The sequence below is a fragment of the Klebsiella sp. C360 genome, from assembly GCF_048822415.1.
GTDB lineage: Bacteria > Pseudomonadota > Gammaproteobacteria > Enterobacterales > Enterobacteriaceae > Klebsiella > Klebsiella quasipneumoniae.
Window position 1 is genome coordinate 604,049 of the sequence record NZ_JBMEZZ010000001.1, and the last position, 24,775, is coordinate 628,823.

General features: G+C 60.2%; 25 protein-coding genes. 15 read left to right on the forward strand and 10 right to left on the reverse strand.

All coding sequences use genetic code 11. The annotated features are described in order from the left end of the window. Positions 1 to 32 precede the first annotated feature (32 nt). Positions 33 to 863: an iron uptake transporter permease EfeU gene (efeU, locus tag ACOI7D_RS03130; protein WP_032452417.1), complete on the reverse strand. Its 831-nt coding sequence runs from the start codon at positions 861 to 863 to the stop codon at positions 33 to 35. Between the two features lie 270 nt (positions 864 to 1,133). On the opposite strand from efeU, the gene ACOI7D_RS03135 reads away from it, so the two are divergent. Continuing rightward, positions 1,134 to 2,318 carry a NupC/NupG family nucleoside CNT transporter gene (locus tag ACOI7D_RS03135; protein WP_002898911.1) on the forward strand — a complete coding sequence of 395 codons (1,185 nt, stop codon included), beginning with the start codon at positions 1,134 to 1,136 and terminating at the stop codon, positions 2,316 to 2,318. A gap of 31 nt (positions 2,319 to 2,349) precedes the next feature. Here the strand turns inward: ACOI7D_RS03135 and ACOI7D_RS03140 are convergent, their stop codons facing one another. Both ACOI7D_RS03140 and putP read right to left on the reverse strand, forming a co-directional pair. Continuing rightward, the gene (locus ACOI7D_RS03140) at positions 2,350 to 2,784 is read right to left on the reverse strand and encodes a DUF3574 domain-containing protein (protein WP_109547551.1); all 435 of its coding nucleotides are present in this window, start codon (positions 2,782 to 2,784) and stop codon (positions 2,350 to 2,352) included. A 133-nt stretch (positions 2,785 to 2,917) separates the two neighbouring features. Further along, entirely contained in the window at positions 2,918 to 4,426 is a 1,509-nt protein-coding gene (gene putP / locus ACOI7D_RS03145; RefSeq protein ID WP_049013716.1) for a sodium/proline symporter PutP, read from the reverse strand. Between the two features lie 421 nt (positions 4,427 to 4,847). Between putP and putA the strand changes: the two genes are divergently transcribed. Next, a complete protein-coding gene (gene putA / locus ACOI7D_RS03150) occupies positions 4,848 to 8,810 on the forward strand; it encodes a trifunctional transcriptional regulator/proline dehydrogenase/L-glutamate gamma-semialdehyde dehydrogenase (protein ID WP_023289102.1) in 3,963 nt (1,320 codons plus the stop codon). A gap of 129 nt (positions 8,811 to 8,939) precedes the next feature. Beyond that, on the forward strand, positions 8,940 to 9,335 hold the full coding sequence (locus ACOI7D_RS03155) for a lysozyme inhibitor LprI family protein (protein ID WP_023289101.1): 396 nt from the start codon (positions 8,940 to 8,942) through the stop codon (positions 9,333 to 9,335). Here ACOI7D_RS03155 and rutR read toward each other — a convergent pair. Then, positions 9,332 to 9,970: an HTH-type transcriptional regulator RutR gene (rutR, locus tag ACOI7D_RS03160; RefSeq protein ID WP_004204508.1), complete on the reverse strand. Its 639-nt coding sequence runs from the start codon at positions 9,968 to 9,970 to the stop codon at positions 9,332 to 9,334. The genes ACOI7D_RS03155 and rutR overlap by 4 nt on opposite strands. A 284-nt stretch (positions 9,971 to 10,254) precedes the next feature. Here rutR and rutA point away from each other — a divergent pair, with 284 nt between their 5' ends. From rutA to rutG, 7 genes are read left to right on the forward strand one after another with little or no spacing between them, the layout of a single operon-like run. Beyond that, positions 10,255 to 11,346 (forward strand): pyrimidine utilization protein A, encoded by a 1,092-nt coding sequence (gene rutA, locus ACOI7D_RS03165; protein WP_109547552.1) that lies wholly within the window; start codon positions 10,255 to 10,257, stop codon positions 11,344 to 11,346. After that, complete coding sequence (gene rutB, locus ACOI7D_RS03170) at positions 11,346 to 12,056, forward strand: pyrimidine utilization protein B (RefSeq protein ID WP_044522018.1); 711 nt, start codon at positions 11,346 to 11,348, stop codon at positions 12,054 to 12,056. The genes rutA and rutB overlap by 1 nt, the downstream gene beginning before the upstream one ends. Beyond that, positions 12,049 to 12,441: a pyrimidine utilization protein C gene (gene rutC / locus ACOI7D_RS03175; protein WP_032455320.1), complete on the forward strand. Its 393-nt coding sequence runs from the start codon at positions 12,049 to 12,051 to the stop codon at positions 12,439 to 12,441. Before rutB ends, rutC begins: the two co-directional genes overlap by 8 nt. After that, the gene (rutD, locus tag ACOI7D_RS03180) at positions 12,438 to 13,241 is read left to right on the forward strand and encodes a pyrimidine utilization protein D (RefSeq protein WP_044522016.1); all 804 of its coding nucleotides are present in this window, start codon (positions 12,438 to 12,440) and stop codon (positions 13,239 to 13,241) included. Before rutC ends, rutD begins: the two co-directional genes overlap by 4 nt. Continuing rightward, positions 13,238 to 13,828: a malonic semialdehyde reductase gene (locus ACOI7D_RS03185; protein ID WP_109547553.1), complete on the forward strand. Its 591-nt coding sequence runs from the start codon at positions 13,238 to 13,240 to the stop codon at positions 13,826 to 13,828. Before rutD ends, ACOI7D_RS03185 begins: the two co-directional genes overlap by 4 nt. Positions 13,829 to 13,838: 10 nt before the next feature. Then, positions 13,839 to 14,333 carry an NADH-dependent FMN reductase RutF gene (rutF, locus tag ACOI7D_RS03190; protein ID WP_109547554.1) on the forward strand — a complete coding sequence of 165 codons (495 nt, stop codon included), beginning with the start codon at positions 13,839 to 13,841 and terminating at the stop codon, positions 14,331 to 14,333. A 21-nt stretch (positions 14,334 to 14,354) separates the two neighbouring features. Next, positions 14,355 to 15,677, forward strand: coding sequence for a pyrimidine utilization transport protein G (gene rutG / locus ACOI7D_RS03195; RefSeq protein ID WP_008805937.1), 1,323 nt, complete (start codon positions 14,355 to 14,357; stop codon positions 15,675 to 15,677). Between the two features lie 1,284 nt (positions 15,678 to 16,961). Here rutG and ACOI7D_RS03200 read toward each other — a convergent pair. Then, positions 16,962 to 17,900, reverse strand: coding sequence for a DMT family transporter (locus tag ACOI7D_RS03200; protein ID WP_087824692.1), 939 nt, complete (start codon positions 17,898 to 17,900; stop codon positions 16,962 to 16,964). A 164-nt stretch (positions 17,901 to 18,064) separates the two neighbouring features. Beyond that, positions 18,065 to 18,238, reverse strand: a complete 174-nt coding sequence (locus ACOI7D_RS03205; protein WP_002898708.1) for a general stress protein — start codon at positions 18,236 to 18,238, stop codon at positions 18,065 to 18,067. A gap of 435 nt (positions 18,239 to 18,673) precedes the next feature. Between ACOI7D_RS03205 and wrbA the strand changes: the two genes are divergently transcribed. Both wrbA and ACOI7D_RS03215 read left to right on the forward strand, forming a co-directional pair. Then, the gene (wrbA, locus tag ACOI7D_RS03210) at positions 18,674 to 19,270 is read left to right on the forward strand and encodes an NAD(P)H:quinone oxidoreductase (protein ID WP_281166436.1); all 597 of its coding nucleotides are present in this window, start codon (positions 18,674 to 18,676) and stop codon (positions 19,268 to 19,270) included. A 20-nt stretch (positions 19,271 to 19,290) separates the two neighbouring features. Next, a complete protein-coding gene (locus ACOI7D_RS03215; protein ID WP_008805934.1) occupies positions 19,291 to 19,518 on the forward strand; it encodes a YccJ family protein in 228 nt (75 codons plus the stop codon). A 66-nt stretch (positions 19,519 to 19,584) separates the two neighbouring features. Here ACOI7D_RS03215 and agp read toward each other — a convergent pair whose 3' ends face one another. Beyond that, complete coding sequence (gene agp, locus ACOI7D_RS03220) at positions 19,585 to 20,832, reverse strand: bifunctional glucose-1-phosphatase/inositol phosphatase (RefSeq protein ID WP_048334649.1); 1,248 nt, start codon at positions 20,830 to 20,832, stop codon at positions 19,585 to 19,587. Between the two features lie 152 nt (positions 20,833 to 20,984). Between agp and ACOI7D_RS03225 the strand changes: the two genes are divergently transcribed. Both ACOI7D_RS03225 and ACOI7D_RS03230 read left to right on the forward strand, forming a co-directional pair. Then, positions 20,985 to 21,434 (forward strand): winged helix-turn-helix transcriptional regulator, encoded by a 450-nt coding sequence (locus tag ACOI7D_RS03225; protein ID WP_050532884.1) that lies wholly within the window; start codon positions 20,985 to 20,987, stop codon positions 21,432 to 21,434. A 115-nt stretch (positions 21,435 to 21,549) separates the two neighbouring features. Next, positions 21,550 to 22,338 carry an SDR family NAD(P)-dependent oxidoreductase gene (locus tag ACOI7D_RS03230; protein ID WP_044522002.1) on the forward strand — a complete coding sequence of 263 codons (789 nt, stop codon included), beginning with the start codon at positions 21,550 to 21,552 and terminating at the stop codon, positions 22,336 to 22,338. Position 22,339: 1 nt separating this feature from the next. Here the strand turns inward: ACOI7D_RS03230 and ACOI7D_RS03235 are convergent, their stop codons facing one another. After that, a complete protein-coding gene (locus tag ACOI7D_RS03235) occupies positions 22,340 to 22,561 on the reverse strand; it encodes a hypothetical protein (RefSeq protein WP_023289090.1) in 222 nt (73 codons plus the stop codon). A 255-nt stretch (positions 22,562 to 22,816) separates the two neighbouring features. Between ACOI7D_RS03235 and ACOI7D_RS03240 the strand changes: the two genes are divergently transcribed. Continuing rightward, positions 22,817 to 22,939, forward strand: a complete 123-nt coding sequence (locus tag ACOI7D_RS03240; RefSeq protein WP_002898600.1) for a small membrane protein — start codon at positions 22,817 to 22,819, stop codon at positions 22,937 to 22,939. 118 nt (positions 22,940 to 23,057) lie between these two features. Here the strand turns inward: ACOI7D_RS03240 and ACOI7D_RS03245 are convergent, their stop codons facing one another. Together ACOI7D_RS03245 and ACOI7D_RS03250 are read right to left on the reverse strand one after the other, a co-directional pair. Next, entirely contained in the window at positions 23,058 to 24,449 is a 1,392-nt protein-coding gene (locus ACOI7D_RS03245) for an APC family permease (protein ID WP_023289089.1), read from the reverse strand. Beyond that, positions 24,439 to 24,630, reverse strand: a complete 192-nt coding sequence (locus ACOI7D_RS03250; RefSeq protein WP_071787205.1) for a hypothetical protein — start codon at positions 24,628 to 24,630, stop codon at positions 24,439 to 24,441. The genes ACOI7D_RS03245 and ACOI7D_RS03250 overlap by 11 nt, the downstream gene beginning before the upstream one ends. Between the last annotated feature and the right edge of the window lie 145 nt (positions 24,631 to 24,775).

Here is a 24,775-nt window from a genome sequence, read left to right on the forward strand (position 1 = left end):
TAGAGTGTCGCTTATAAGCTCGCAGCGCCCGGTCAGGCAGCCCGCGAGGCAGTCGTATTATTTCGCGGCGGCAGCGCAAACAGCACCAGCGCCGGGATCAGATAAAGCAGATAAACAGCCACTTCGCTGACGCTTGGCGTCTCCTGGTAGCCGAAGATCCCTTCCAGCAGCGTGCCGAACAGCGTATGCGTCGACAGCACAGCGCTCAGATCGAAGGCGGTCTCCTGGAACAGGTTCCACAGGCCCGCCTCGTGGAAGGCGCGGATCGCCCCCGCGGCCAGGCCAGCGGCCACCAGCAGGATAAACAGGCTGGTCCATTTGAAGAACACGCCGAGGTTGAGGCGGATACCGCCCCAGTAGAGCAGGAAGCCCAGTACGATAGCCGTGGCCAGCCCCAGTAGCGCCCCCAGCGGCGGCCAGATGCCGACATCCTGCTGGAATGCCGCCAGCAGAAAGAAGACCGACTCCAGCCCCTCACGGGCGACCGCGAAAAAGACCATCATCACCAGCGCCCAGCCATGGTGATTGCCGCGCTGTAGCGCCTTGTCCACGGCCTGCTCCAGCTGCTGCTTGACGTTGCGTGAGACATTGCGCATCCAGAAGACCATCCACGTCAGGATCACCACCGCGATGACCGCGACAATCCCTTCGAACAGCTCCTGTTCACGCTGAGGAAATTCACCGGTGGTTTCGTTGATAAAAATGCCTAAGCCAAGACACAGCGCCGCCGCGAGGATCACGCCAATCCACATCACGCCAATCCAGTTGCCGCGCTGGGTGCGTTTCAGATAGCTGGCGATCAGGCTGACAATCAGCGCCGCCTCCAGGCCTTCGCGTAACATAATGAGAAATGGGACAAACATGCCAATACCCTTAAATGTAAAGCACCGTCAATGAATGCAAAAACAGGTAATATTTATGATAGTGATTATCATTACAATACTCAGAAACACAAGCAAAATGTGCAGAGAATGATGATCAGTTGTAAATAAATCGCTGGCAAATAATGACTTATGAAAATATTCGCCTGTTATGAGGGAAAAGAATAAGCAAAGGATTTTTTACGTCAGATATTTACCCGTCGCAGCGGCTATGGCTAAATGGCGGCCTTATTGACCTTCGAAAAGAACAACATGACTGCATTTTTTCATTTCCTGCTGGCGCTGGCGGTGATCCTCGCCCTGGCCTGGCTTGTCAGCTATGACAGACAAAAAATTCGTATTCGTTATATTCTCCAGTTGATTATTATCGAAATAGCGCTCGCTTTCTTTTTCCTGCACGCCGAAAGCGGCCTGTGGCTGGTGAAAAATATCTCCGGCTTTTTTGCTTCGCTATTAGGCTTTGCCGCCGAAGGGACCAATTTCGTCTTTGGCGGCATGAGCGAAAAAGGCTTAGCCTTTATTTTCCTTGGCGTCCTGTGTCCGATTGTGTTTATTTCCGCGCTGATTGGTATTCTCCAGCACTGGCGGATCCTGCCGATTTTTATTCGCGTCATTGGCACCCTGCTGTCGAAGGTCAACGGCATGGGTAAGCTGGAATCTTTTAACGCCGTCAGCTCACTGATCCTCGGCCAGTCAGAAAACTTCATCGCCTACAAAGGCGTGCTGGGCGACCTCTCCTCGCGGCGTCTGTTCACCATGGCGGCGACGGCCATGTCGACCGTATCGCTGTCGATCGTCGGCGCCTATATGACCATGCTGGACGCCAAATACGTCGTCGCGGCGCTGATCCTGAATATGTTCAGCACCTTTATCGTGCTGTCGGTGATTAACCCGACGCGGCCGGGCAGCGAGCAGGAAATAAAGCTGGAGAAGCTGCATGAATCGCAGAGTTTCTTTGAAATGCTCGGGGAATATATTCTGGCCGGCTTTAAGGTGGCGATGATTATTCTGGCGATGCTGATCGGCTTTATCGCGCTGATCAGCGCCATTAACGCGCTGTTCGCTACCCTGTTTGGCCTCAGCTTCCAGCAGATCCTCGGCTACGTCTTCTATCCGCTGGCCTGGCTTATCGGCATTCCGCTGAGCGATGCGCTGAACGCCGGCAGCATCATGGCCACCAAGCTGGTCGCGAACGAATTTGTGGCGATGATTGAGCTGCAAAAGATTGCCGCTAGCATGACGCCGCGCGGGCTCGGCATTCTCTCGGTCTTTCTGGTATCGTTTGCCAACTTTGCCTCGATCGGCATTATCGCCGGGGCGATCAAAGGCCTGAATGAACCGCAGGGCAATATTGTCTCCCGCTTCGGCCTGCGGCTGGTGTATAGCGCCACGCTGGTGAGCCTGCTTTCGGCCAGCTTCGCCGGGCTGGTGCTGTAAGACAAACGGCGGGGCTGCCCCCGCCGTTAACTCAGAACTGTACGCAGACCGGCTGGTCGACACGCATCACCGACTCCTGCGCGAACCGTGATTTATAGCCCTGGCGCAGCGCCTCAATACCGGCCTCGCTCTGCGCGTCGTTGCCATGGATCACCATCAGCGCCTTACTCTGCTCCCGCACCACCTGTCCATCCTGGCCCAGCCACTGGCCGCGAGCGTCAAACACCGTCAGCCCGTCGCGAAAGCGCGGCGTGACGTCACGGTCGACAAACTGTTGCCACTCATCAGGGGTGATGTCTTTCCCCGCCGGGCGGCTCAGGCCGAAGTAAAGCGTGGTTTGCACCATGGACTTATCCGCCGGGCAGGCGCCGGGCTTCGGCGCGCTGGTCGACGAACTTCCACCCGCCGCGCAGCCGCTGAGTAACCCTGCCAGCACCAGCGCCATTGCACCCTGTCTGAACGTCATCTTTGCTATCCTCATTGTTATTAGTCAGGAAATATCAGCGGATTTTCAAATAATTAGCAAGGGTTATAATATTCCGGTCCGGCAACAGGCAAAAAAAGCCCGCCAGCGGCGGGCTCGTGAACATCAGTTGATCTTACTCAGCCGTGGCGCGTACCGGCGGCGGCGTATGGTAGTGGGCATCCGCTTCGGCGAAGCGCTGCTGCATGCTGGCCGACGGCGCTTTATCCAGCAGGCTAAAGACCACGATCCCGATGCTGCCGAAGACAAAGCCCGGAATAATTTCATACAGGCCCAGCCAGCCAAACTGCTTCCAGACGATCACGGTCAGGGCGCCAATCACCATCCCGGCCAGCGCGCCGTTACGGGTCATGCGCGACCACATCACCGAGAACAGCACCACCGGACCAAAGGCGGCGCCGAAGCCGGCCCAGGCATAGCTCACCAGACCCAGCACGCGGTTTTCCGGATTGGCCGCCAGGGCAATCGCCACCAGGGCAACCACCAGCACCATCATCCGGCCCACCCACACCAGCTCTTTCTGACCGGCGTTTTTACGCAGGAAGGCTTTATACAGGTCTTCGGTAATCGCGCTGGAGCAGACCAGCAGCTGACAGCTCAGAGTGGACATCACCGCCGCCAGAATCGCCGACAGCAGGATCCCGGCAATCCATGGGTTAAACAGGATTTGCGCCAGTTCGATAAACACGCGCTCGGCGTTCTGGTTAACCGCGCCCGCCAGGCTCGGGTTGCTATTGAAGTAGGCGATACCAAAGAAGCCGACGGCCACCGCCCCGGCGAGGCAGAGGATCATCCAGGTCATACTAATGCGACGCGCGTGGACGATGCTGTGGTGCGAATCTGCCGCCATAAAGCGCGCCAGAATATGCGGCTGACCGAAATAACCCAGCCCCCAGCCCATCAGCGAAATAATCGCCACAAAATTCAGCCCTTTCAGCATGTCGATATTTTCGATGCTCTTTTGCTTAATGACTTCCAGCGAATCGCCAAAGCCGCCGACGGAAATAATCACGATCACTGGGGTGAGGATCAGCGCGAAAATCATCAGGCTGGCCTGCACGGTATCCGTCCAGCTGACGGCGAGGAAGCCGCCGACAAAGGTATAGATAATCGTCGCCGCCGCGCCGGCCCACAGCGCGGTTTCATAACTCATGCCGAAGGTGCTTTCAAACAGACGCGCCCCCGCCACAATTCCCGAGGCGCAATAGATGGTAAAGAACAGCAGAATAACCAGCGCTGAAATAATTCTCAGCACCCGGCTTTTATCTTCAAAACGGCCGGTAAAATAATCGGGCAGCGTCAGGGCGTTATTATTCACCTCGGTATGCACGCGCAGGCGCCCGGCTACCAGCTTCCAGTTAACCCACGCCCCCAGCGTTAAGCCGATGGCGATCCAGCTTTCGGAAATCCCGGAGAGGAAAATGGCGCCCGGCAGGCCCATCAGCAGCCAGCCGCTCATGTCCGAGGCGCCGGCGGAAAGCGCGGTCACAAATGGCCCCAGACTGCGTCCCCCGAGAATATAATCATCAAAGTTTTTGGTCGAACGCCAGGCAATAAACCCTATTAATACCATACCAAAAATATAAATAATAAATGTCACCAGCATCGGTGTGCTAATAGCCATGCAAAGTCTCCAGAATTTTTATCGACAGCGTCCAACTTCGTCGTTTTTTTCCACTACCGGAACGGGGTAATGGCGCATTGTTTAATTGGGCGACCGTATCCTGACGGAAGCTTCGGTTTTTCACAAACGATTTAACACAGCATTTACACGAAAAACCGACGGCGCAAAACGTCAATTTGCGAGAGGTTGCACTCTCTCACGTTTTTAAAGGTTGCACCAAACAAAAGTGTTAACTCACGCATACAAATACCCTATGAGCCCGGGGTTAAAATTCTGCTATTTTAGGCACTATTTTTAACAAATCAGCCATTTCACGGCTTTCGTCACACGCCTCAATTAACAAGGTTGCACAAAGTTGCAACATAGTGGATATTTCCAGGCAACCGCATAAGCCTAACGATAAATGACAGGAGTTTTGAGCATGGGCACCACCACCATGGGTGTTAAGCTTGACGACGCAACCCGCGAGCGCATTAAGTCCGCCGCGAGCCGCATTGACCGCACGCCGCACTGGCTGATTAAGCAGGCCATCTTCAACTATCTGGAAAAGCTGGAGAACGACGAAACGCTGCCCGAACTGCCGGCGCTGCTCTCCGGGGCCGCCAATGAAAGCGATGAAGCGGGTTCCCCGGCGGAAGAGCCGTATCAGCCGTTCCTCGAATTCGCCGAGCAGATCCTGCCGCAGTCGGTTAGCCGCGCGGCGATCACCGCCGCCTGGCGTCGCCCGGAAACCGACGCGGTGCCGATGCTGCTGGAGCAGGCCCGACTGCCGCAGCCGCTGGGCGAGCAGGCGCATAAGCTGGCGTATCAGCTGGCGGAAAAACTGCGCAACCAGAAGACCGCCAGCGGCCGCGCCGGCATGGTGCAGAGTCTGCTGCAGGAGTTCTCCCTCTCCTCACAGGAAGGGGTGGCGCTGATGTGCCTGGCGGAAGCCCTGCTGCGTATTCCGGATAAAGCCACCCGCGATGCGCTGATCCGCGACAAAATCAGCAACGGCAACTGGCAGTCGCACATCGGCCGCAGCCCGTCGCTGTTCGTCAATGCCGCCACCTGGGGGCTGCTGTTCACCGGCAAACTGGTCTCCACCCACAACGAAACCAGCCTCTCACGCTCGCTGAACCGCATCATTGGCAAGAGCGGCGAACCGCTGATCCGTAAGGGCGTGGATATGGCGATGCGCCTGATGGGCGAGCAGTTCGTCACCGGGGAAACCATCGCCGAAGCGCTGGCTAACGCCCGCAAGCTGGAAGATAAAGGTTTCCGCTACTCCTACGATATGCTCGGCGAAGCGGCCCTGACCGCCGCCGACGCCCAGGCCTATATGGTCTCTTATCAGCAGGCGATCCATGCCATCGGCAAAGCTTCCAACGGCCGCGGCATTTATGAAGGCCCGGGCATCTCCATTAAGCTCTCGGCTCTGCACCCGCGCTACAGCCGCGCCCAGTATGACCGGGTGATGGAAGAGCTCTATCCGCGTCTGAAATCGCTGACCCTGCTGGCGCGCCAGTATGACATCGGCATTAACATCGATGCTGAAGAGGCCGACCGTCTCGAGATCTCCCTCGACCTGCTGGAAAAACTGTGCTTCGAGCCGGAGCTGGCGGGCTGGAACGGCATCGGTTTTGTTATTCAGGCCTACCAGAAGCGCTGCCCGTTCGTCATCGACGCGCTGATCGATCTCGCCACCCGCAGCCGTCGTCGCCTGATGATCCGTCTGGTGAAAGGCGCCTACTGGGACAGCGAAATCAAACGCGCGCAAATGGAAGGTCTCGAAGGCTACCCGGTCTACACCCGCAAGGTTTACACCGACGTCTCCTATCTCGCCTGCGCGAAAAAGCTGCTGGCGGTGCCGAACCTGATTTATCCGCAGTTCGCCACTCACAACGCCCATACTCTGGCGGCTATCTACCAGCTGGCGGGCCAGAACTACTACCCTGGCCAGTATGAGTTCCAGTGCCTGCACGGCATGGGCGAACCGCTGTACGAGCAGGTGGTGGGCAAAGTCGCCGACGGCAAACTGAACCGGCCGTGCCGGATCTACGCCCCGGTGGGCACCCACGAGACGCTGCTGGCGTATCTGGTGCGTCGTCTGCTGGAGAATGGCGCCAATACCTCCTTCGTCAACCGTATCGCGGACAATACCCTGCCGCTGGACGAGCTGGTGGCCGACCCGGTCAGTGCGGTGGAAAAACTGGCGCAGCAGGAAGGCCAGGCCGGTCTGCCGCACCCGAAAATTCCGCTGCCGCGCGATCTCTACGGCAGCGGCCGGAGCAACTCCGCCGGTCTGGATCTGGCTAACGAGCATCGTCTGGCCTCCCTCTCCTCTTCCCTGCTCAACAGCGCCCTGCATAAATGGCAGGCATTGCCGATGCTGGAGCAGCCGGTGGCCGAAGGCGAGATGCAGCCGGTGGTCAACCCGGCGGAGCCGAAGGATATCGTCGGTTACGTCCGCGAAGCCAGCGATGACGAAGTGCAGCAGGCGCTCACCAGCGCTATCAATAACGCGCCCATCTGGTTCGCCACCCCGCCGCAGGAGCGCGCCGCCATTCTTGAGCGCGCCGCGGTGCTGATGGAAAGCCAGATGCCGACCCTGATGGGGATCCTGGTGCGCGAAGCGGGTAAAACCTTCAGCAACGCCATCGCCGAAGTGCGCGAAGCCGTTGACTTCCTCCACTACTACGCCGGTCAGGTGCGCGACGATTTCGATAATGAAACCCACCGTCCGCTGGGTCCGGTGGTCTGCATCAGCCCATGGAACTTCCCGCTGGCGATCTTCACCGGGCAGATTGCCGCCGCGCTGGCGGCCGGCAACAGCGTGCTGGCGAAACCGGCCGAGCAGACGCCGCTTATCGCCGCCCAGGGCGTGGCGATCCTGCTGGAAGCCGGCGTGCCGCCAGGGGTGATCCAGCTGCTGCCGGGCCGCGGGGAAACCGTCGGCGCCGCGCTGACATCCGATGAGCGCGTGCGCGGCGTGATGTTCACCGGCTCCACCGAAGTGGCCACCCTGCTGCAACGCAATATCGCCAGCCGCCTCGACGCTCAGGGACGCCCAACGCCGCTGATCGCCGAAACCGGCGGGATGAACGCGATGATCGTCGACTCGTCGGCGCTTACCGAGCAGGTGGTGATCGACGTCCTGGCTTCCGCGTTCGACAGCGCCGGTCAGCGCTGCTCCGCCCTGCGCGTCCTCTGCCTGCAGGAAGAGGTAGCCGACCACACCTTAACCATGCTGCGCGGCGCGATGAGCGAGTGCCGGATGGGCAATCCCGGCCGCCTGACCACCGATATCGGCCCGGTTATCGATGCGGAAGCGAAAGAGAATATCGAACGCCATATTCAGACGATGCGCGCCAAAGGCCGCACCGTCTATCAGGCGGTGCGCGAGAATAGCGAAGACGCCCGCGAATGGAACCACGGGACCTTTGTGCCGCCGACGCTTATCGAACTCGACAGCTTCGACGAACTGAAAAAAGAGGTCTTCGGCCCGGTGCTGCACGTGGTGCGCTATAACCGTAACGAGCTGGACAAACTGGTGGAGCAGATTAACGCTTCCGGCTACGGCCTGACCCTCGGCGTACATACCCGTATCGACGAGACCATCGCCCAGGTCACCGGCAGCGCGAAGGTGGGCAACCTGTACGTCAACCGCAATATGGTTGGCGCGGTGGTCGGCGTGCAGCCGTTCGGCGGCGAAGGGTTGTCCGGTACCGGTCCAAAAGCAGGCGGTCCGCTGTACCTTTACCGCCTGCTCTCCAGCCGTCCGCAGGGCGCGGTTGGCGTGACCTTCGCCCGCCAGGATGCAGAGCGTCCGCTGGACGCCCAGCTGAAAACGCTGCTGGAAAAACCGCTGCAGGCGCTGCAGCAGTGGGCGGCGGGCCGTCCTGAGCTGCAGGCGCTGTGCCAGCAGTACAGCGAGCAGGCGCAAAGCGGCACCCAACGCCTGCTTCCGGGGCCCACCGGCGAGCGCAACACCCTGACGCTGATGCCTCGCGAGCGCGTGCTGTGCGTGGCGGATAATGAGCAGGATGCGCTGATCCAGCTGGCGGCCGTGCTGGCGGTCGGTTGTGAAGTGCTGTGGCCGGACAGCGCCCTGCAGCGCGATCTGGCGAAGAAACTCCCGCGGGACGTCAGCGAGCGGATCCGTTTCGCCAAAGCGGATCAGTTGCCTGGCCAGGCCTTCGACGCGGTTATCTATCACGGCGACTCCGACCAGCTGCGCGAGCTGTGCGAGCAGGTGGCGGCGCGCGACGGGGCGATTGTCTCCGTGCAGGGCTTCGCCCGCGGCGAAACCAATCTGCTGCTGGAGCGGTTGTACATCGAGCGTTCGCTGAGCGTCAACACCGCGGCGGCAGGCGGTAACGCCAGCCTGATGACCATCGGCTAAGACGGGCTCCCCGGTGGCGCTGTGCGCCGCCATCCGGGAAATCGGCGATGCGATCAGCTAATGACAGCCGACGTCAGCTGTGCTTAATTAAGGCTCCCGGACGGGAGCCTTTTTTATGGGAGCAGAACAATGAAACGCATGTTATTTGCCGCGGCGGTCTTGCTGGCCAGCGGCGCGGCGCTGGCGGACGAGTGCAGCAACGCCAACACCCAAACCGAAATGAATCAGTGCGCGGCCGCGCAGTATCAGGCAGCCGACAAAAAGCTGAACGACACCTGGCAGCAGGCTCTGCAGCGTGCGGTGGGTAAACAGCAGACATTACTGAAGCAGGCCCAGCAGGCATGGATCGCCCTGCGCGACGCCGACTGCGCTTTCCTCGCGTCCGGAGCCGAAGGCGGCAGCATGCAGCCGATGCTGGTGAGCCAGTGCATGACCGATAAGAGCGTGGAGCGGGAATCTTTCCTCGCCTCGCTGCTGCAGTGCGAGGACGGCGATCAAAGCTGCCCGCTGCCGCCGGCCAATTAACGGACGCGAATGCCTTCGATAATCATCCGCTGGACATTATCGACCGTTTGCTCAAAAAAGGCCGCGTCCTGCAGCGTGGCGCCGGTGACCGCCTCCACCTGGGTGGCGAAGTCGGCGTAATGCTGGGTAGTGGCCCAGATCATAAAGATTAAATGCTGCGGATCGACCGGCGCCAGCTTGCCGCGGTCGATCCAGCCGGAAACAATCGCCGATTTCTCATCGACCAGCGCTTTCAGATCCCCGGTCAGTTCGCCCATCAGCAGCGGCGCGCCCTGCAACATCTCAAGGCAGAAGAGCTTCGAGGCCTGGGGGTGATCGCGGGACACCTCCAGCTTCAGACGAATATACTCGCGGATCGCCACCAGCGGGCTAATATCCTCGCGAAAGGCCTTCAGCGGCGCCAGCCAGATGGCGAGGATCTGCTGCAGAACGGCCACGTACAGCGCCTCTTTCGAAGGGTAGTAATAGAGCAGATTGGTTTTCGACACCCCGGCGCGCTCAGCCACCTGCTCCAGCCGCGTACCGTGAATACCAAATTGCGAAAATGCCTCCAGCGCGGCGGCCAGGATGGCCTCCTTTTTGGCGCTGACCGCTTGTGAACGTTTGCCGTTTTTCTTCACCGCGCCCTGTGCCATACATCCTCTCCTTCAGTTGACGCCACCAGCATAGCAAAAGCCCTTCGCCGACACGACCCCATGCACCCTGATTGCGCATGACTGCCGTTTTTTCGTGCACTGATTTTGACCATCCAGTCCACTTTTTTATCGTCCTTTTTAGCAACCCAATAGCAACACATTAATAACATTAGCATTTATAAAACTGGCATTGCGTTTGCTTTACCTCTTCTGCGAGGTGGTCCAGGGAGAGGCAGGATGCCGCGCCACCGCAACCCATCTTCCATGACTGTAGAGAGGTAGGTATGAAAATTGGTGTTTTCGTTCCCATTGGCAACAACGGCTGGCTGATCTCCACCCATGCCCCGCAGTATATGCCGACCTTCGAACTGAATAAGGCTATCGTGCAGAAAGCCGAGCACTACCATTTCGACTTCGCGCTCTCCATGATCAAGCTGCGCGGCTTCGGCGGGAAAACCGAATTCTGGGATCACAACCTGGAGTCCTTCACCCTGATGGCCGGCCTGGCCGCGGTGACCTCGAAGATCCAGATCTACGCCACCGCCGCCACCCTCACGCTGCCGCCGGCGATCGTCGCCCGGATGGCCTCCACCATCGACTCCATCTCCGGCGGCCGATTTGGCGTCAATCTGGTGACCGGCTGGCAAAAACCGGAATATGACCAGATGGGCATCTGGCCAGGGGATGACTATTTCGCCAGCCGCTATGACTATCTCACCGAATACGTTCAGGTGCTCCGCGACCTGTGGGGCACCGGGCGCAGCGATTTCAAAGGCGACTACTTCACCATGGACGACTGCCGGGTCAGCCCGCGCCCTTCGCAGCCGATGAAGGTGATCTGCGCCGGGCAGAGCGACGCCGGCATGGCCTTCTCCGCCCAGCACGCCGACTATAACTTCTGCTTTGGCAAAGGGGTCAACACGCCAACGGCCTTCGCGCCGACCGCGGCGCGTATGATGCAGGCGGCGGAAAAAACCGGCCGTGACGTAGGCTCCTATGTGCTGTTCATGGTGATCGCTGACGAAACCGACGAAGCGGCGCGCGCCAAATGGGAGCACTACAAAGCGGGCGCCGATGAAGAAGCGCTGGCGTGGCTCACCGAGCAGAGTCAGAAAGACACCCGCTCCGGCAGCGATACCAACGTGCGCCAGATGGCCGACCCCACCTCGGCGGTCAATATCAACATGGGCACCCTTGTCGGATCCTATGCCAGCGTCGCCCGTATGCTTGATGAAGTCGCGAGCGTGCCCGGCACCGACGGCGTGCTGCTGACCTTTGATGATTTTCTTGCCGGCATCGACGCCTTTGGCGAACGCATTCAGCCGCTGATGCGCTGCCGGGACCATATTGCTCCTGTTACCCGTGAGGTGGCCTGATGATTACCCTTCCCGCTCGCCCGGAATCCCTGACCTTCGCGCCGCAGCAGAGCGCGCTGATTGTTGTCGATATGCAGAACGCCTACGCCAGCCTGGGCGGTTATCTGGATCTCGCCGGATTTGACGTCTCCGCCACCCGGCCGGTTATCGACAATATTAATACCGCCGTCGCCGCCGCCCGCGCCGCGGGCATGCTGATTATCTGGTTCCAGAACGGCTGGGATGACCAGTATGTTGAAGCCGGCGGCCCGGGCTCGCCGAACTACCATAAGTCCAACGCGCTGAAAACGATGCGTCAGCGCCCGGAACTGCAGGGCAAGCTGCTGGCGAAAGGCGGCTGGGATTATCAGCTGGTGGACGAGCTGACGCCGCAGGAAGGCGACATCGTGTTGCCGAAACCGCGCTACAGCGGCTTCTTTAACACTCCGCTCGACAGCATTTTGCGCAGCCGCGGCATCCGTCATCTGGTGTTCACCGGGATCGCCACCAACGTCTGCGTCGAATCGACGCTGCGCGATGGTTTCTTCCTCGAATACTTCGGCGTGGTGCTGGAGGATGCTACCCATCAGGCCGGACCGGCCTTCGCCCAGCAGGCGGCGCTGTTCAATATAGAAACCTTTTTCGGCTGGGTCAGCGACGTCGAGAGCTTCTGCCGCGCGCTGTCCCCTGCCACCCCGCTGTCTTTAGCCCAGGAGAAACGTTATGCCTAAACAGGTGATTATTCCGCCAGGCACCACCACGCCGATTGCCCCCTTTGTTCCGGGGACGCTCGCCGATGGCGTGATCTACGTCTCCGGCACTCTGCCGTTTGATAAGCAAAACAATGTGGTGCACATCGGCGACCCAAAGGCGCAAACCCGCCACGTGCTGGAGACCATCAAGTGCGTTATCGAAACGGCGGGCGGGAGTATGGCGGATGTGACTTTCAACAGCATCTTTATCACCGACTGGACAAATTACGCCGCGATTAACGAGGTTTACGCCGAGTTCTTCCCCGGCGATAAACCCGCGCGCTTCTGCATTCAGTGCGGGCTGGTGAAGCCTGATGCGCTGGTGGAAATCGCCAGCGTCGCCCATATCGGAACCCCGACATGATGAGGCTCAATATTGCTCCGGCCCCATGGCCCGGCGCGCCGGTGGTGGTCCTCAGCGCAGGTCTGGGCGGCGGCGGCGGCTACTGGCTGGCGCAGCGCGCGGCGCTGGAGGAACAGTATCAGCTGGTAAGTTATGACCATAACGGGACCGGGGAGAACGCCGGTCCGCTGCCCGCCGACTACAGCATGGCGACGATGGCCGGGGAGCTGTTCAGCGCTCTGCAGGCGGCGGGGATCGCCCGCTTCGCGCTGGTGGGCCACGCGCTGGGGGCGCTGATTGGCCTGCAGCTGGCGCTCGATCGCCCCGAGGCGGTGAGCGCCCTGGTGCTGGTCAACGGCTGGCTGTCGCTGTCGCCGCACACCCGCCGCTGCTTCCTGGTGCGCGAGCGTCTGCTGCATGCCGGCGGCGCGCAGGCGTGGGTCGAAGCGCAGCCGCTGTTTCTCTACCCGGCGGAATGGATGGCCGCGCGCCTGCCGCGCCTCGAAGCCGAAGATGCGCTTGCCATCAGCCATTTTCAGGGCAAGGAGAACCTGCTGAAGCGGCTGCAGGCCCTGAAGCAGGCTGATTTTTCCCGTCGCGCGGCTGCCATCGCCTGCCCGACGCTGATGGTTAGCGCCGCTGACGACCTGCTGGTCCCGGCCTCCTGCTCCCGCGTGCTGCAGACGGCGATCCCCGGCAGCCAGCGCGTGGAAATGCCGTGGGGCGGGCATGCCTGCAACGTCACCGACGCCGATACCTTTAATACCATTTTACGCGACGGGCTGGCCGCTATGCTGCCGGTCGCCAGGGAGACCCGATGAACGACGCGATAAACCAGACGGCCTGCGAGACGCTGTTTACCCAGGCCCGGACCCACAGCGGCTGGCTGGATAAGCCAGTGAGCGATGCGCAGCTGCAGGCAGTCTGGGACCTGATGAAAATGGGGCCGACTTCCGCCAACTGTTCGCCGGCGCGCATCGTGTTCGTGCGCAGCGCGGAAGGCAAAGAGAAGCTCCGCCCGACGCTCTCCAGCGGCAATCTGCAGAAAACCATGCAGGCGCCGGTGACCGCCATCGTGGCGTGGGACAGCGCCTTTTACGACCGGCTACCGACCCTGTTTCCCCACGGCGATGCCCGCAGCTGGTTCACCTCCAGCCCGCAGCTGGCGGAAGAGACCGCATTTCGCAATAGCTCCCTGCAGGCGGCGTATCTGATTTTCGCCTGCCGGGCGCTGGGACTCGACACCGGGCCGATGTCCGGTTTCGATCGGGAAAAAGTCGATGCAGCGTTTTTCGCCGACAACGGCTGGAAAAGCAACCTGCTGGTGAACATCGGCTATGGCGACCCCGGCAAACTGTATGGCCGCCTGCCGCGTCTGTCCTTTGATGAAGCCTGCCTGCTGGCATAAGGAGTTGGCGATGAAGTTAGCGGACAAAGCGAGTTTTCGTGACGCCATGGCCCGCGTCGGCGCCGCGGTTAACATTATTACCACCGATGGCCCGGCGGGCCGGGCGGGCTTTACCGCCAGCGCGGTCTGCAGCGTGACCGACACCCCGCCGACCCTGTTGGTCTGTCTGAACCGCTCAGCCTCCGTGTGGCCGGTGTTCAGCGAACACCACATGCTGTGCGTCAATACCCTGGCGGCGGGACAGGAGGCGCTGTCAACGCTGTTTGGCGGTAAAACGGCGATGGACGAGCGCTTTGCCGCCGCCGACTGGCAGACCGGCGCCACCGGCTGCCCGCGGCTGGAGGCGGCGCTGGTCAGCTTTGACTGCCGCATCGACCAGCGCGTCAGCGTCGGCACGCACGACATTCTGTTTTGTCACGTCGTGGCCATTACCCGTCACCCGGAACCCCGGGGTCTGATGTGGTTTGACCGCGGCTATCACACGCTTATGCGACCCGCTTGTTAACCTTTAACCCGGGATATCATCATGGCACTCTTCGATTTTCCTCGCTGGAAGCTGACCTCCCCCGCCGCCGAATCCGGCGTTGTCGCGCCCGATGAACGCTTATCGGCCGGGCAAACGCTGGTGATGGGCGTGCAGCACGCCGTTGCGATGTTCGGCGCGACGGTGCTGATGCCGTTGTTGATGGGGCTCGACCCAAACCTGTCCATACTGATGTCGGGGGTCGGCACCCTGCTGTTCTTTGTCGTCACCGGCGGACGGGTACCGAGCTATCTCGGCTCCAGCGCCGCCTTTGTCGGGGTGGTGATCGCCATTACCGGCTTTAACGGCCAGGGACTCAACCCTCACCTCAGCGTCGCCCTTGGCGGGATCATCGCCTGCGGGCTGGTCTATACCCTGATCGGTCTGGTGGTGATGAAGATCGGCACCCGCTGGATCGAGCGCCTGATGCCGCCGGTGGTGACCGGGGCGGTGGTGATGGCTATCGGCCTGAACCTGGCGCCGATTGCCGTGCGCAGCGTCTCCGCCAGCGCCTTCGACAGCTGGATGGCGGTGTTAACCGTGCTCTGTATCGGCATAGTCGCGGTCTTTACCCGCGGGATGCTGCAGCGTCTGCTGATCCTGGTCGGCCTGATCGTCGCCTGCGCGCTGTACGCCCTGCTGGCTAACGGCTTTGGCCTCGGCAAACCGCTGGACTTCTCTCCCCTCGCCCAGGCGGCGTGGTTCGGGCTGCCGCACTTTACCACCCCATCCTTTAACGGCCAGGCGATGATGTTGATTGCCCCGGTCGCGGTGATCCTGGTGGCCGAGAACCTCGGGCACCTGAAGGCCGTCGCCGGGATGACCGGGCGCAATATGGATCCGTACATGGGGCGCGCCTTCGTCGGCGATGGTCTGGCGACCATGCTCTCCGGCTCGGTGGGCGGCAGCGGGGTCACGACCTATGCGGAGAACATCGGCGTCATGGCGGTGACCAAGGTCTACTCGACGCTGGTGTTTGTCGCCGCGGCGCTGATTGCCATGCTGCTGGGCTTCTCGCCGAAATTCGGCGCATTAATCCACACCATTCCCGGGCCGGTGATCGGCGGCGCCTCGATCGTGGTCTTTGGCCTGATCGCCGTCGCCGGGGCGCGGATCTGGGTGCAAAACCGCGTCGACCTCAGCCAGAACAGCAATCTGATCATGGTGTCTGTGACCCTGGTGCTGGGCGCCGGCGATTTCGCGCTGTCGCTGGGCGGCTTTACGCTGGGCGGGATTGGTACCGCCACCTTCGGGGCGATCCTGCTGCACGCGCTGCTTCATCGCGGGACGCGTGAGGCGAAGGAGGCCAGGGTAACGCCGGTTTAAGCCACATTAGCGCAGCGTTGGCGCAGCGTTGGCGCAGGGAGCGGTGGGGGCCGGATAAGTGGATACAGTTATCGGTTTGCAACGGTTTCGCCCCGGAAAAACGGCTGTTCTGGGTTATATCCAGGCAGATGGCGCTCCCGATATGTCTTCTGCGTTATGTCTCTCATGGCGCCGGGAGCGCACAGGGGGCGGCCAGTCGCCGCCACCCCCTGTACCCCCGGGCTCCGGCCAGCAAAATCGCCGCTACGCGGTCCCTTCGACTTATCCCTGCAGGCTTCGGGTCGGGCCGAGGCAGCGTCCATGCAAAACACGGCCCTCAGCCCGCATCCATGCGGGCTGCCCCGGCCTTCCGGGAACGTCTCAGCGATTTTGAGGCCGTCAGCACCGGCAGTTTCAGCAACAATGGTGAATAAATTAACGGCAGGTCGTACGAACGTAGGCCGGGTAAGGCGCAACCGCCACCCGGCATAAAAGCGACGCCGTGCCTGATGCCATCGCCCGGCGGCGCTGCGCTTGCGCGGGCCTGGGTGATGTGTGCCTGTAGGCCGGATAAGGCAGTTATGCCGCCATCCGGCATCGCCACGGGTACTGAGCCTGACCTCACGGCGGCGCTGCGCTGGCGTGGGCCGACTGACCATCAGGGCTGGATAATTTGATACGGTTATCGGTTTGCAACGGTTTCGCCCCGGCAAAACGGTTGTTCTGTGTTATTTCCGGGCAGATGGCGCTCCCGATAGGTCTTCTGCGTTATGCCTCTCCTGGCGCAGGGAGCGCACAGGGGGCGGCCAGTCGCCGCCGCCCCCTGTACCCCCGGGCTCCGGCCAGCAAAATCGCCACTGCGTGGTGCCTTCGACTTATACCTGCAGGCTTCGGGTCGGGCCGAGGCAGCGTCCGTGCAAAACACGGCCCTCAGCCCGCATCCATGCGGGCTGCCCCGGCCTGCCGGGAACGTCTCAGCGATTTTGAGGCCGTCAGCACCGGCAGTTTCAGCAACAATGGTGAATAAATTAACGGCAGGTCGTACGAACGTAGGCCGGGTAAGGTGCAACCGCCACCCGGCATAAAAGCGACGCCGTGCCTGATGCCATCGCCCGGCGGCGCTGCGCTTGCGCGGGCCTACGATGAGAGTTAACCATCTGATATAGAGATGGTTATGTAGGCCGGATAAGGCATTTATACCGCCATCCGGCACCAGGACGGGTACGACGGCTGAGGGATATGGCCTGATGGAACCTCGCCATTTGCCTGGCAGAATAAGCGCCGCTGCCGGGACAGAAAGAAAGATTACGGCTCGCGACGATCGGCCAGGTCCGGGAGCGGCTGCGCATCGTTATTCGTTGACATCTGCGGCGGCGGTTTGCGCTTCCACTTCAGCTCGCTCACCAGCACGCCCGCGAGGATAAAGACGCAGCCGAGGAGGGCCAGCAGCGGCAGACGCTCACCGGCCAACCGGCCAAAAATACCGGCCCACACCGGTTCGCCGGTATAGATCAGCGTGGCCCGCGTCGGCGAGACGCTGCGCTGCGCCCAGTTCATGGTCACCTGAATGATCGCGCTGAAAATGCCCAGCCCCAGCGCCACGCCGAGCAGCGCCGGCGTCAACGGCGGCACTGACTCACCGGCCGGCTTCATGGCGGCGAAAGCCACCAGCGACGCGGTCGCCAGCTGCACCACCGTCACCCGCCGAACATCCACTTTCCCGGCCCAGGCGCTGATAAGGATAATCTCCGCGGCAATCGCCAGCGCGCTCGCCAGCGTGATCATCTCCCCCACGCCAAGCGCCAGCAGATTGTTTTCCGGCCCGGCCAGCAGGATCAAACCGATAAAGGCCAGCACAATCCCCACGCAGGACATCACCCCCGGCATACGACCCAGGCACAGCCACTGCAGCAGCGGCACCAGCGGCACATACATCGCCGTGATAAAGGCAGACTTACTGCTGGAGATCGACTGCAGTCCCCAGGTCTGCAGCCCATACCCCAGCGCAATCGCCACGCCAATCGCCACCCCCGCCTTCACCTCCAGCCATGTCATACCGCGCAGGGTGCGCAGCGAGAGCAGACCCACCGCCAGCGCGGCGGTCGCGAAACGCAGGCCGACAAAAAACAGCGGCCCGCTGAGGCTGACCGCATACTGCACGGCAAGGAAGGTCCCTCCCCAGAACATGGTGATCAAGATAAGGAGCGCTTCCTGGCGGCTAACGGAGAATTTTAACGAAGACATAAAACAGCCATGACGATTAACGGGCGACCAGTGTGCAATCGGCCCGGCGGGAGCGCAACCTCCGACAGCTAAAAAAAAACCGCCGGCTGATGCCGGCGGCGAGGGCGATGCGCTTGGGTCGGGGAGATTAACACCGCATCAAAGAGAACAGTGCGAGTCGCGCGTTAACTCTCACGACTACCGTGACTGTTTTTACCCCCTTTTTTACCAGCCTCTGAGGCGCGCTGAGGGTCATTTTTAAAATTCCCCCCGCTATGCTGGCCACCTTTACGTCCTGCTTCTGATGCTCTTTCACGGTCTTCAGCAAAGTTGCCAGAACCGCCACGATGGTTTGCCATTACTGACCTCCATTAGGTTAGACATCATAGTGCATTACGCGGGAGCGGCGACGCCGCTGTCCTGCCGCGTATCTATAAGGTTAGTGAATGACTGCCGCTGACGATGGCAAATGTCACATTCAGAAACAAAGGCTGGCGAAAAAAATCCCCTCGCGCCGCGGGATGGCGCTAACTTCCTCTGCTGACGAAGAAAAAATAGTTAGCGAAAATGTATCCTGATGCTACATCCTCGCCGCACCGGCCAGAATGGCGGAGGCATCGCTTCCCGCTTCTCCGCCGCTCAGGCCGCGCTGCGCAAGGAAAAGTAAATAATGCTTTGTCATTTTGTTATAAATCAAATAAATGCCCGTTGGATTTGCACTCTTCGGCAGAGGCTTTATCTTTAAAGGTACCAGCTATTTGGCTGGCTTATAATGCAACCGAGGAGTGATGGAAATGGCTAAAATTCTGGTGCTTTATTATTCCATGTATGGACACATTGAAACCATGGCTCATGCCGTCGCCGATGGGGCGAACCGGGTGGACTGCGTTGAGGTGGTTGTGAAGCGCGTGCCGGAAACCATGCAGGCAGAAGCGTTTGCCAAAGCAGGCGGTAAAACGCAAAACGCGCCTGTCGCTACGCCGCAGGAACTGGCTGAGTATGACGCCATCATCTTTGGTACCCCGACTCGTTTCGGCAATATGTCCGGACAAATGCGCACCTTCCTCGATCAGACCGGCGGCCTGTGGGCATCCGGCGCGCTGTATGGCAAGATCGCCAGCGTATTCAGCTCAACCGGCACCGGCGGCGGCCAGGAACAAACCATTACCTCCACCTGGACGACGCTGGCCCACCACGGCATGATCATCGTGCCGATCGGCTACGGCGCCCAGGAGCTGTTCGATATCTCCCAGGTCCGCGGCGGGACGCCTTATGGCGCCACCACCATTGCCGGCGGCGACGGCTCGCGTCAGCCAAGCGAGGAAGAGTTAGCCATCGCCCGCTATCAGGGTGAACATGTCGCCAAACTGGCCGTTAAACTGCACGGCTAATCTTCCGCAGGAGGAGCACTATGCCAACTCAAGAAGCAAAAGCACATCGCGTCGGCGAATGGGCAAGTTTACGTAACACCTCGCCGGAGATCGCCGAGGCGATTTTCGAAGTCGCCCACTATGATGAAAAACTGGCGGAGCAAATCTGGGAGGAAGGCAGCGACGAAGTGCTGGCGCTGGCCTTTGCCAAAACCGATAAAGATGCGCTGTTCTGGGGTGAACAGACGATTGAGCGTAAAAACGTCTAGGACGTTTATCCCTGCCGAGTCTCACCCTAACCTGCTAAAAAACCCGGATTGCTCCGGGTTTTTTCGTTATTTCGCCGCCTCGTTGATCACCTTTTTAAAGGTCTCCAGCGGACAGAAACCCTGGTCATCGACCGGGCAGCCGTTAAGCGCCAGCGTGACCCGCTGCGGCGGGGTCTGCAACGTCAATGGGTCGGCGTTACGCAGCTGCTCGGTGCTCTGGTAGACATACTCAATCTTCATCAGATCGCGGTTGCTGCCGCTGTCGTGCCAGCGTTGAAACAGCAGTTTGCCGCCGATAGGCGTGCGCTCATACTGGCCGGGCAGTTGATAGGGCTTAAAGTCCAGCGCCGTCAGCAGCGAGGCAATATTCGAGTCGTGTCCCACCAGCAGCGTGACTTTCGCCTTGCTGGCCCCCTCGCCCACCAGCGCGTTATCGATATAGTTGACCAGCGGCTTGGCCACGTTTTGCGCCACCGCCACCGAAGTAAACAGACTATCCTGATAGCCGTTTTTCAGCTTCGACAGCACCTGCCACTGCTTATCGCTGGCGATCTCCCCCCACGCCACCTGGTCTTTGGGGAAGCCTTCATAATACTGCAGGGTGAAGGCGTCCACCAGCGAGTTACCCACCTTCAGCGGCCCGGACACCCCCGGCTCCTGCTGATAACCGGCGCTAAAAGTATCTTTACCCTCGCTCAGGGAACAGACCTGCTTCTCTTTGCAGGAGGGCGAGTTGCGGTAATCGATCATCGTCTCCAGCAGCTTGTAACTCTCGGTCAACTGCAACCCCTGGCGCTCTTTTTCCATCGCCTGCAGCGCTTTCTCACGAAACGCCGGGGAGTCGTCGGTGATAACCGGGTTGAAGGTCGGGTCCATGGTGCCCATCTGCGGCTGATGATGCACCGCAATGCCGCAGCCCGGGAACGCGCCGGTGATAAAGAACTGCGCGGTGGCGACGGTGCGTTGCAGGCTGTTAGCGTAGGCATAAACAGCGTTTTCCGGCGGGCACTCGCCGCTGGTCACCAGCTTCTGCTGCGCCAGCCATTCGCGCATATAGTGGCCCATATACACCTCCAGCACGCCACCCTTGGTGGTCAGCTGGCCGCCCGGCACATCCCATTGCGGCCAGGCTTTGGCGGTGGACTGCTCCAGCACGCTACCGTTATTGGCCAGCGGCGCGCGCAGGTTGTGACGACTCATGATCAGCACCTGCTGCAGCTGATACCCCTCCGGGGCGGCCGTGTCCTGCGCCAGAGCGCCGGCGGATAACATGACCGCGCCGGCTACGGCGGCGGCGAGTAGACGTTTTTTCATCCCTTCATCCTTAGTCATTTATTATCATCGGGTTAATTGTGACGGATTTATGCCATTTTTCCTGGCATTCGCTCGCAAACTCAGACCGCCGCCGAAAATTTCCTCTGCCGACCAAATAGTTTTATAATGAAACAACTAACCCGGAGGCTTTCGTGAAACGTACCCGTCTTGAAAACAGCTGCTGTCCTGTCGCCCGCTCCCTCGACGTTATCGGTGACTGGTGGTCGCTGCTTATCGTCCGCGATGCCCTGCGCGGGGCGTGCCGTTTTAGTGAATTCCAGAAAAACCTCGGCATTGCCAAAAATATGCTCGCCGGACGCCTGAAAATGCTGGTGGATGAAGGCATCCTGCGTCTGCAGCCGGCCTCCGACGGCAGCGCCTGGCAGGAGTACGTCCTGACGGATAAGGGCCGCGCCCTGCAGACCGTGCTGGTCGCCCTTTCCCAGTGGGCGGATGACTTTCTGTTCGATCCTGACGAACCGGCAACCCGGCTCATTGACCGCCAGCAGCGCCAGCCCCTGCGTAAACTGGTCCTGCAGGCGGCGGATGGCCGTGAGCTGGCCCCAGCGGATATCACCATCGCCGTTCCGCTGAACGACTAATCGCTGCCCGCGGCAGGCAAAAATAAAAAAAGCCCGGCAAAATGGTTGCATTATTAAACCAAGTATCTCATGCTGAATTTGGTTTAATAATGCAACCTTTTAAGAGGCAATACTCATGTCCCAGTCATCGCACACTGCTTTTATCACCGGCGCTTCCTCAGGTATCGGCGCGATCTATGCCGAACGACTCGCCGCTCGCGGCTACGATCTGATCCTCGCCGCCCGCCGTGAAGATCGGCTGCAGGCGCTCGCCGGGCAGCTGCAGGCGCGCTACGCCATCCGGGCCAGCATCGTCAAGGCCGACCTGAGCGAGGAGCAAGGCATTGAAGCCGTGGAGCAGCGTCTGCAGCACGATCCCGCCATTGACCTGTTCATCAACAACGCCGGCACGGCAAAAATGGCGGGCTTTCTCGCCAGTACGCCGCGCGAGCACCAGGCGATTCATACGCTCAACACCACCGCGCTCCTGCGCCTGAGCTATGCCGCGCTGGCCGCTTTCGCTCCCCGGGGCCGCGGAACGCTGATCAATATTGCCTCTATTCTCGCGCTGCATACGCTGCCGGGCAGCGCGGTCTACAGCGCCAGCAAAGCGTGGGTGTTGAGCTTTACCCGTGGCCTGCAGGATGAGTTTGCCGACAGCGGCGTGCGTATTCAGGCGGTATTGCCGGCGGCGACCGCCACCGATCTGTGGCCGACCTCCGGCGTGGCGCTGGACGCCCTGCCCACCGGTACGGTCATGACCACCGAGGATCTGGTTGACGCCGCCCTCAGAGGACTGGAGATGGGGGAAAAGGTCACCTTACCGCCCGTGCATGACCTGGGATTGTGGGAGGCTTTCGAGCAGACGCGACTGGCGCTGTTTACCAGCGCGCGAACCGGGCAACCGGCGCCGCGATATCGCTAACTCACTCCGGCAGTGGAACCGCCGCCAGGGTACAGATCGCCTCGTGCTCGCCGCCGCGGCGATCGGTGATCACCACCTTATCGCCCGCTTTTTTACCTTCACACGGTTTCAGGACCTGCTCCACGATCCGCTCGCGGATCGCCTGACGTTCATTTTCAGCCTGACTGGCGAAGGCCGTCAGCGCCAGCGCCACGCCCAGCAGGCTGAGGGTTTTCTTATACATGTCTTGCTCTCAGATCATTCTAATTCGCGTTCAGCGTAACCCGCTGCTGGCCGCACTTCTGTAAAATCACTTAACGGAGTGTTACGCCCTTTCAGCTGAAACCCAGGCTGTCACATTCCTGCGGGAAATATTTTATCACAACCCCTGCGGCGGATATTCCCGCGATGAGGCGTCATCTTTCAGACATATCCCGATGTTATCTTCAACTGAGCCCTGTATCTTTTTCCCTTTCTAAACAGAATTTTAGGTTGGTCTATGTCGGGTCTTATTCTCTTTATCGTCGCGGTGGCGCTGCTGGGCGTCGCCATCTACAGTCTGGTGTCGTACCTCAAAGAGCGGCGCGCCAGTCAGTTACCTGTCCATAAAAAGAAGAAATAATACCTTCCGTTCTCCGCCGTTTTCTGCTGATTTCTTTACCATCTTGTACTGTCCCTTACCGATGCCATAACAAAGGCAGGCCTGCGGGCCTGCCTTTGTTCGGTTTCTGCGTCAGGCTCTAGGACTCCCAGGCCTGCTCCGCCTTGGCGGCATCGAACTGCGGCGGCGGTTTACGGAAGCGACGGGTCAGATAAGCCAGATACAGCAGACCAAGCGCCGCCCACACCAGACCGAGCGTCAGGGAAGTGGCCTCGAGGTTGATCCACAGCACCCCTACCGTCAACGCCCCGACCATCGGCAGTAGCAGATAGTGCAGTCGATCCTTCCAGGTTTTGTTGTACCCTTTGCGCCGCCAGAAGTGGTTGAACACCGACAGGTTAACGAAGGTGAAGGCCACCAGCGCGCCGAAGTTAATCAACGCGGTGGCGGTCACCAGGTCGAAGAACAGCGCCGACAGCGCGACAATACCCACCATAATCACGTTCAACGCCGGGGTGCGCCATTTCGGATGCACATAGCCGAAAATGCGCTCCGGGAAGACGTTATCCCGGCCCATCACGTACAGCAGACGGGAGACGCTGGCATGGGACGCCAGGCCGGACGCCAGGGTGTTAACAAAGGTGGTGCAGAGGAAAATTGACTGGAACAGCTTGCCGCCCACGTACAGCGCAATCTCCGGCAGCGCGGCGTCCGGGTCTTTAAAGCGATGAATATCCGGGAAAAACAGCTGCATAAAGAACGACGCGACGATGAAAATAATGCCGCCGTACATCGCGGTGAGAAAAATCGCCTTCGGGATCACCCGCGCGGCGTCAGGCGTCTCTTCCGACAGCGTGGTCACCGCGTCGAAGCCGAGAAACGAAAAGCAGACGATGGTCGCCCCGGTAATAATCGGGATCAGATGCGCATTCTGGCTGATAAACGGCTGCAGCGACCAGACGGTCCCTACCCCCTCGCCTTTGTGCAGCCCCTGGACCACCAGAATGACAAACACCACCATAATCGAGATCTGCACCAGCACGAACAGGGTGTTGAAGTTGGCCACCAGGTTAACGCTTTTCAGGTTCGCGGCGGTCAGAATGGCGACAAAGGTCACCACCCACACCCATGGCGGCACTTCCGGGAACAGCGCCGAGAGATAGATCTTCGCCAGCAGGACGTTGATCATCGGCAGGAACAGATAATCCAGCAGCGACGACCAGCCGACCATAAAGCCGACGTGCGGGCTGATGGATTTTTGCGCGTAGGTGTAGGCAGAGCCGGCTTCCGGGAACTGGCGCACCAGTTTGCCGTAGCTGATGGCGGTGAACAGCACGCCAGCCAGCGCCAGCAAATACGACGCCGGGACGTGGCCGTTACTGATGCCGGAGACAATGCCGAAGGTATCAAACACCGTCATCGGCGTCAGATAGGCGAGCCCCATCATCACCACTTGCCAGAGTTTGAGGGATTTACGCAGACGCGGTCTGCCCGCCTGAGCGGCGTTATGCGCAGGAAGATTAATTGCCATCGACCATTCCCCCCTTGCGGATAACAGTTTGCGGGCACAACGTTCGCGTGACAAACCTGCTTAGCAAGGGGGTAAGGCATAAATAAAAGGGTAAGACGGACCGGTGAGCGGTTGCTGGCTGGCATCCAATGCGGCCTGAGCGGCCTCCCTCTCCCTGCGGATATTTGAACATCTGCATCATCTCATTTCCTCGTCACACACTGTGTCGTTAACTGAAGCCCCGTTGCCGCCTGCGCTCCTTAACGCGACATCCGGGAAATGGCTGGGCTCCCAGCAAAAAGGACGACCAGGCTCCGCTCAGGCCGTATGATGCTACTCATGACTCA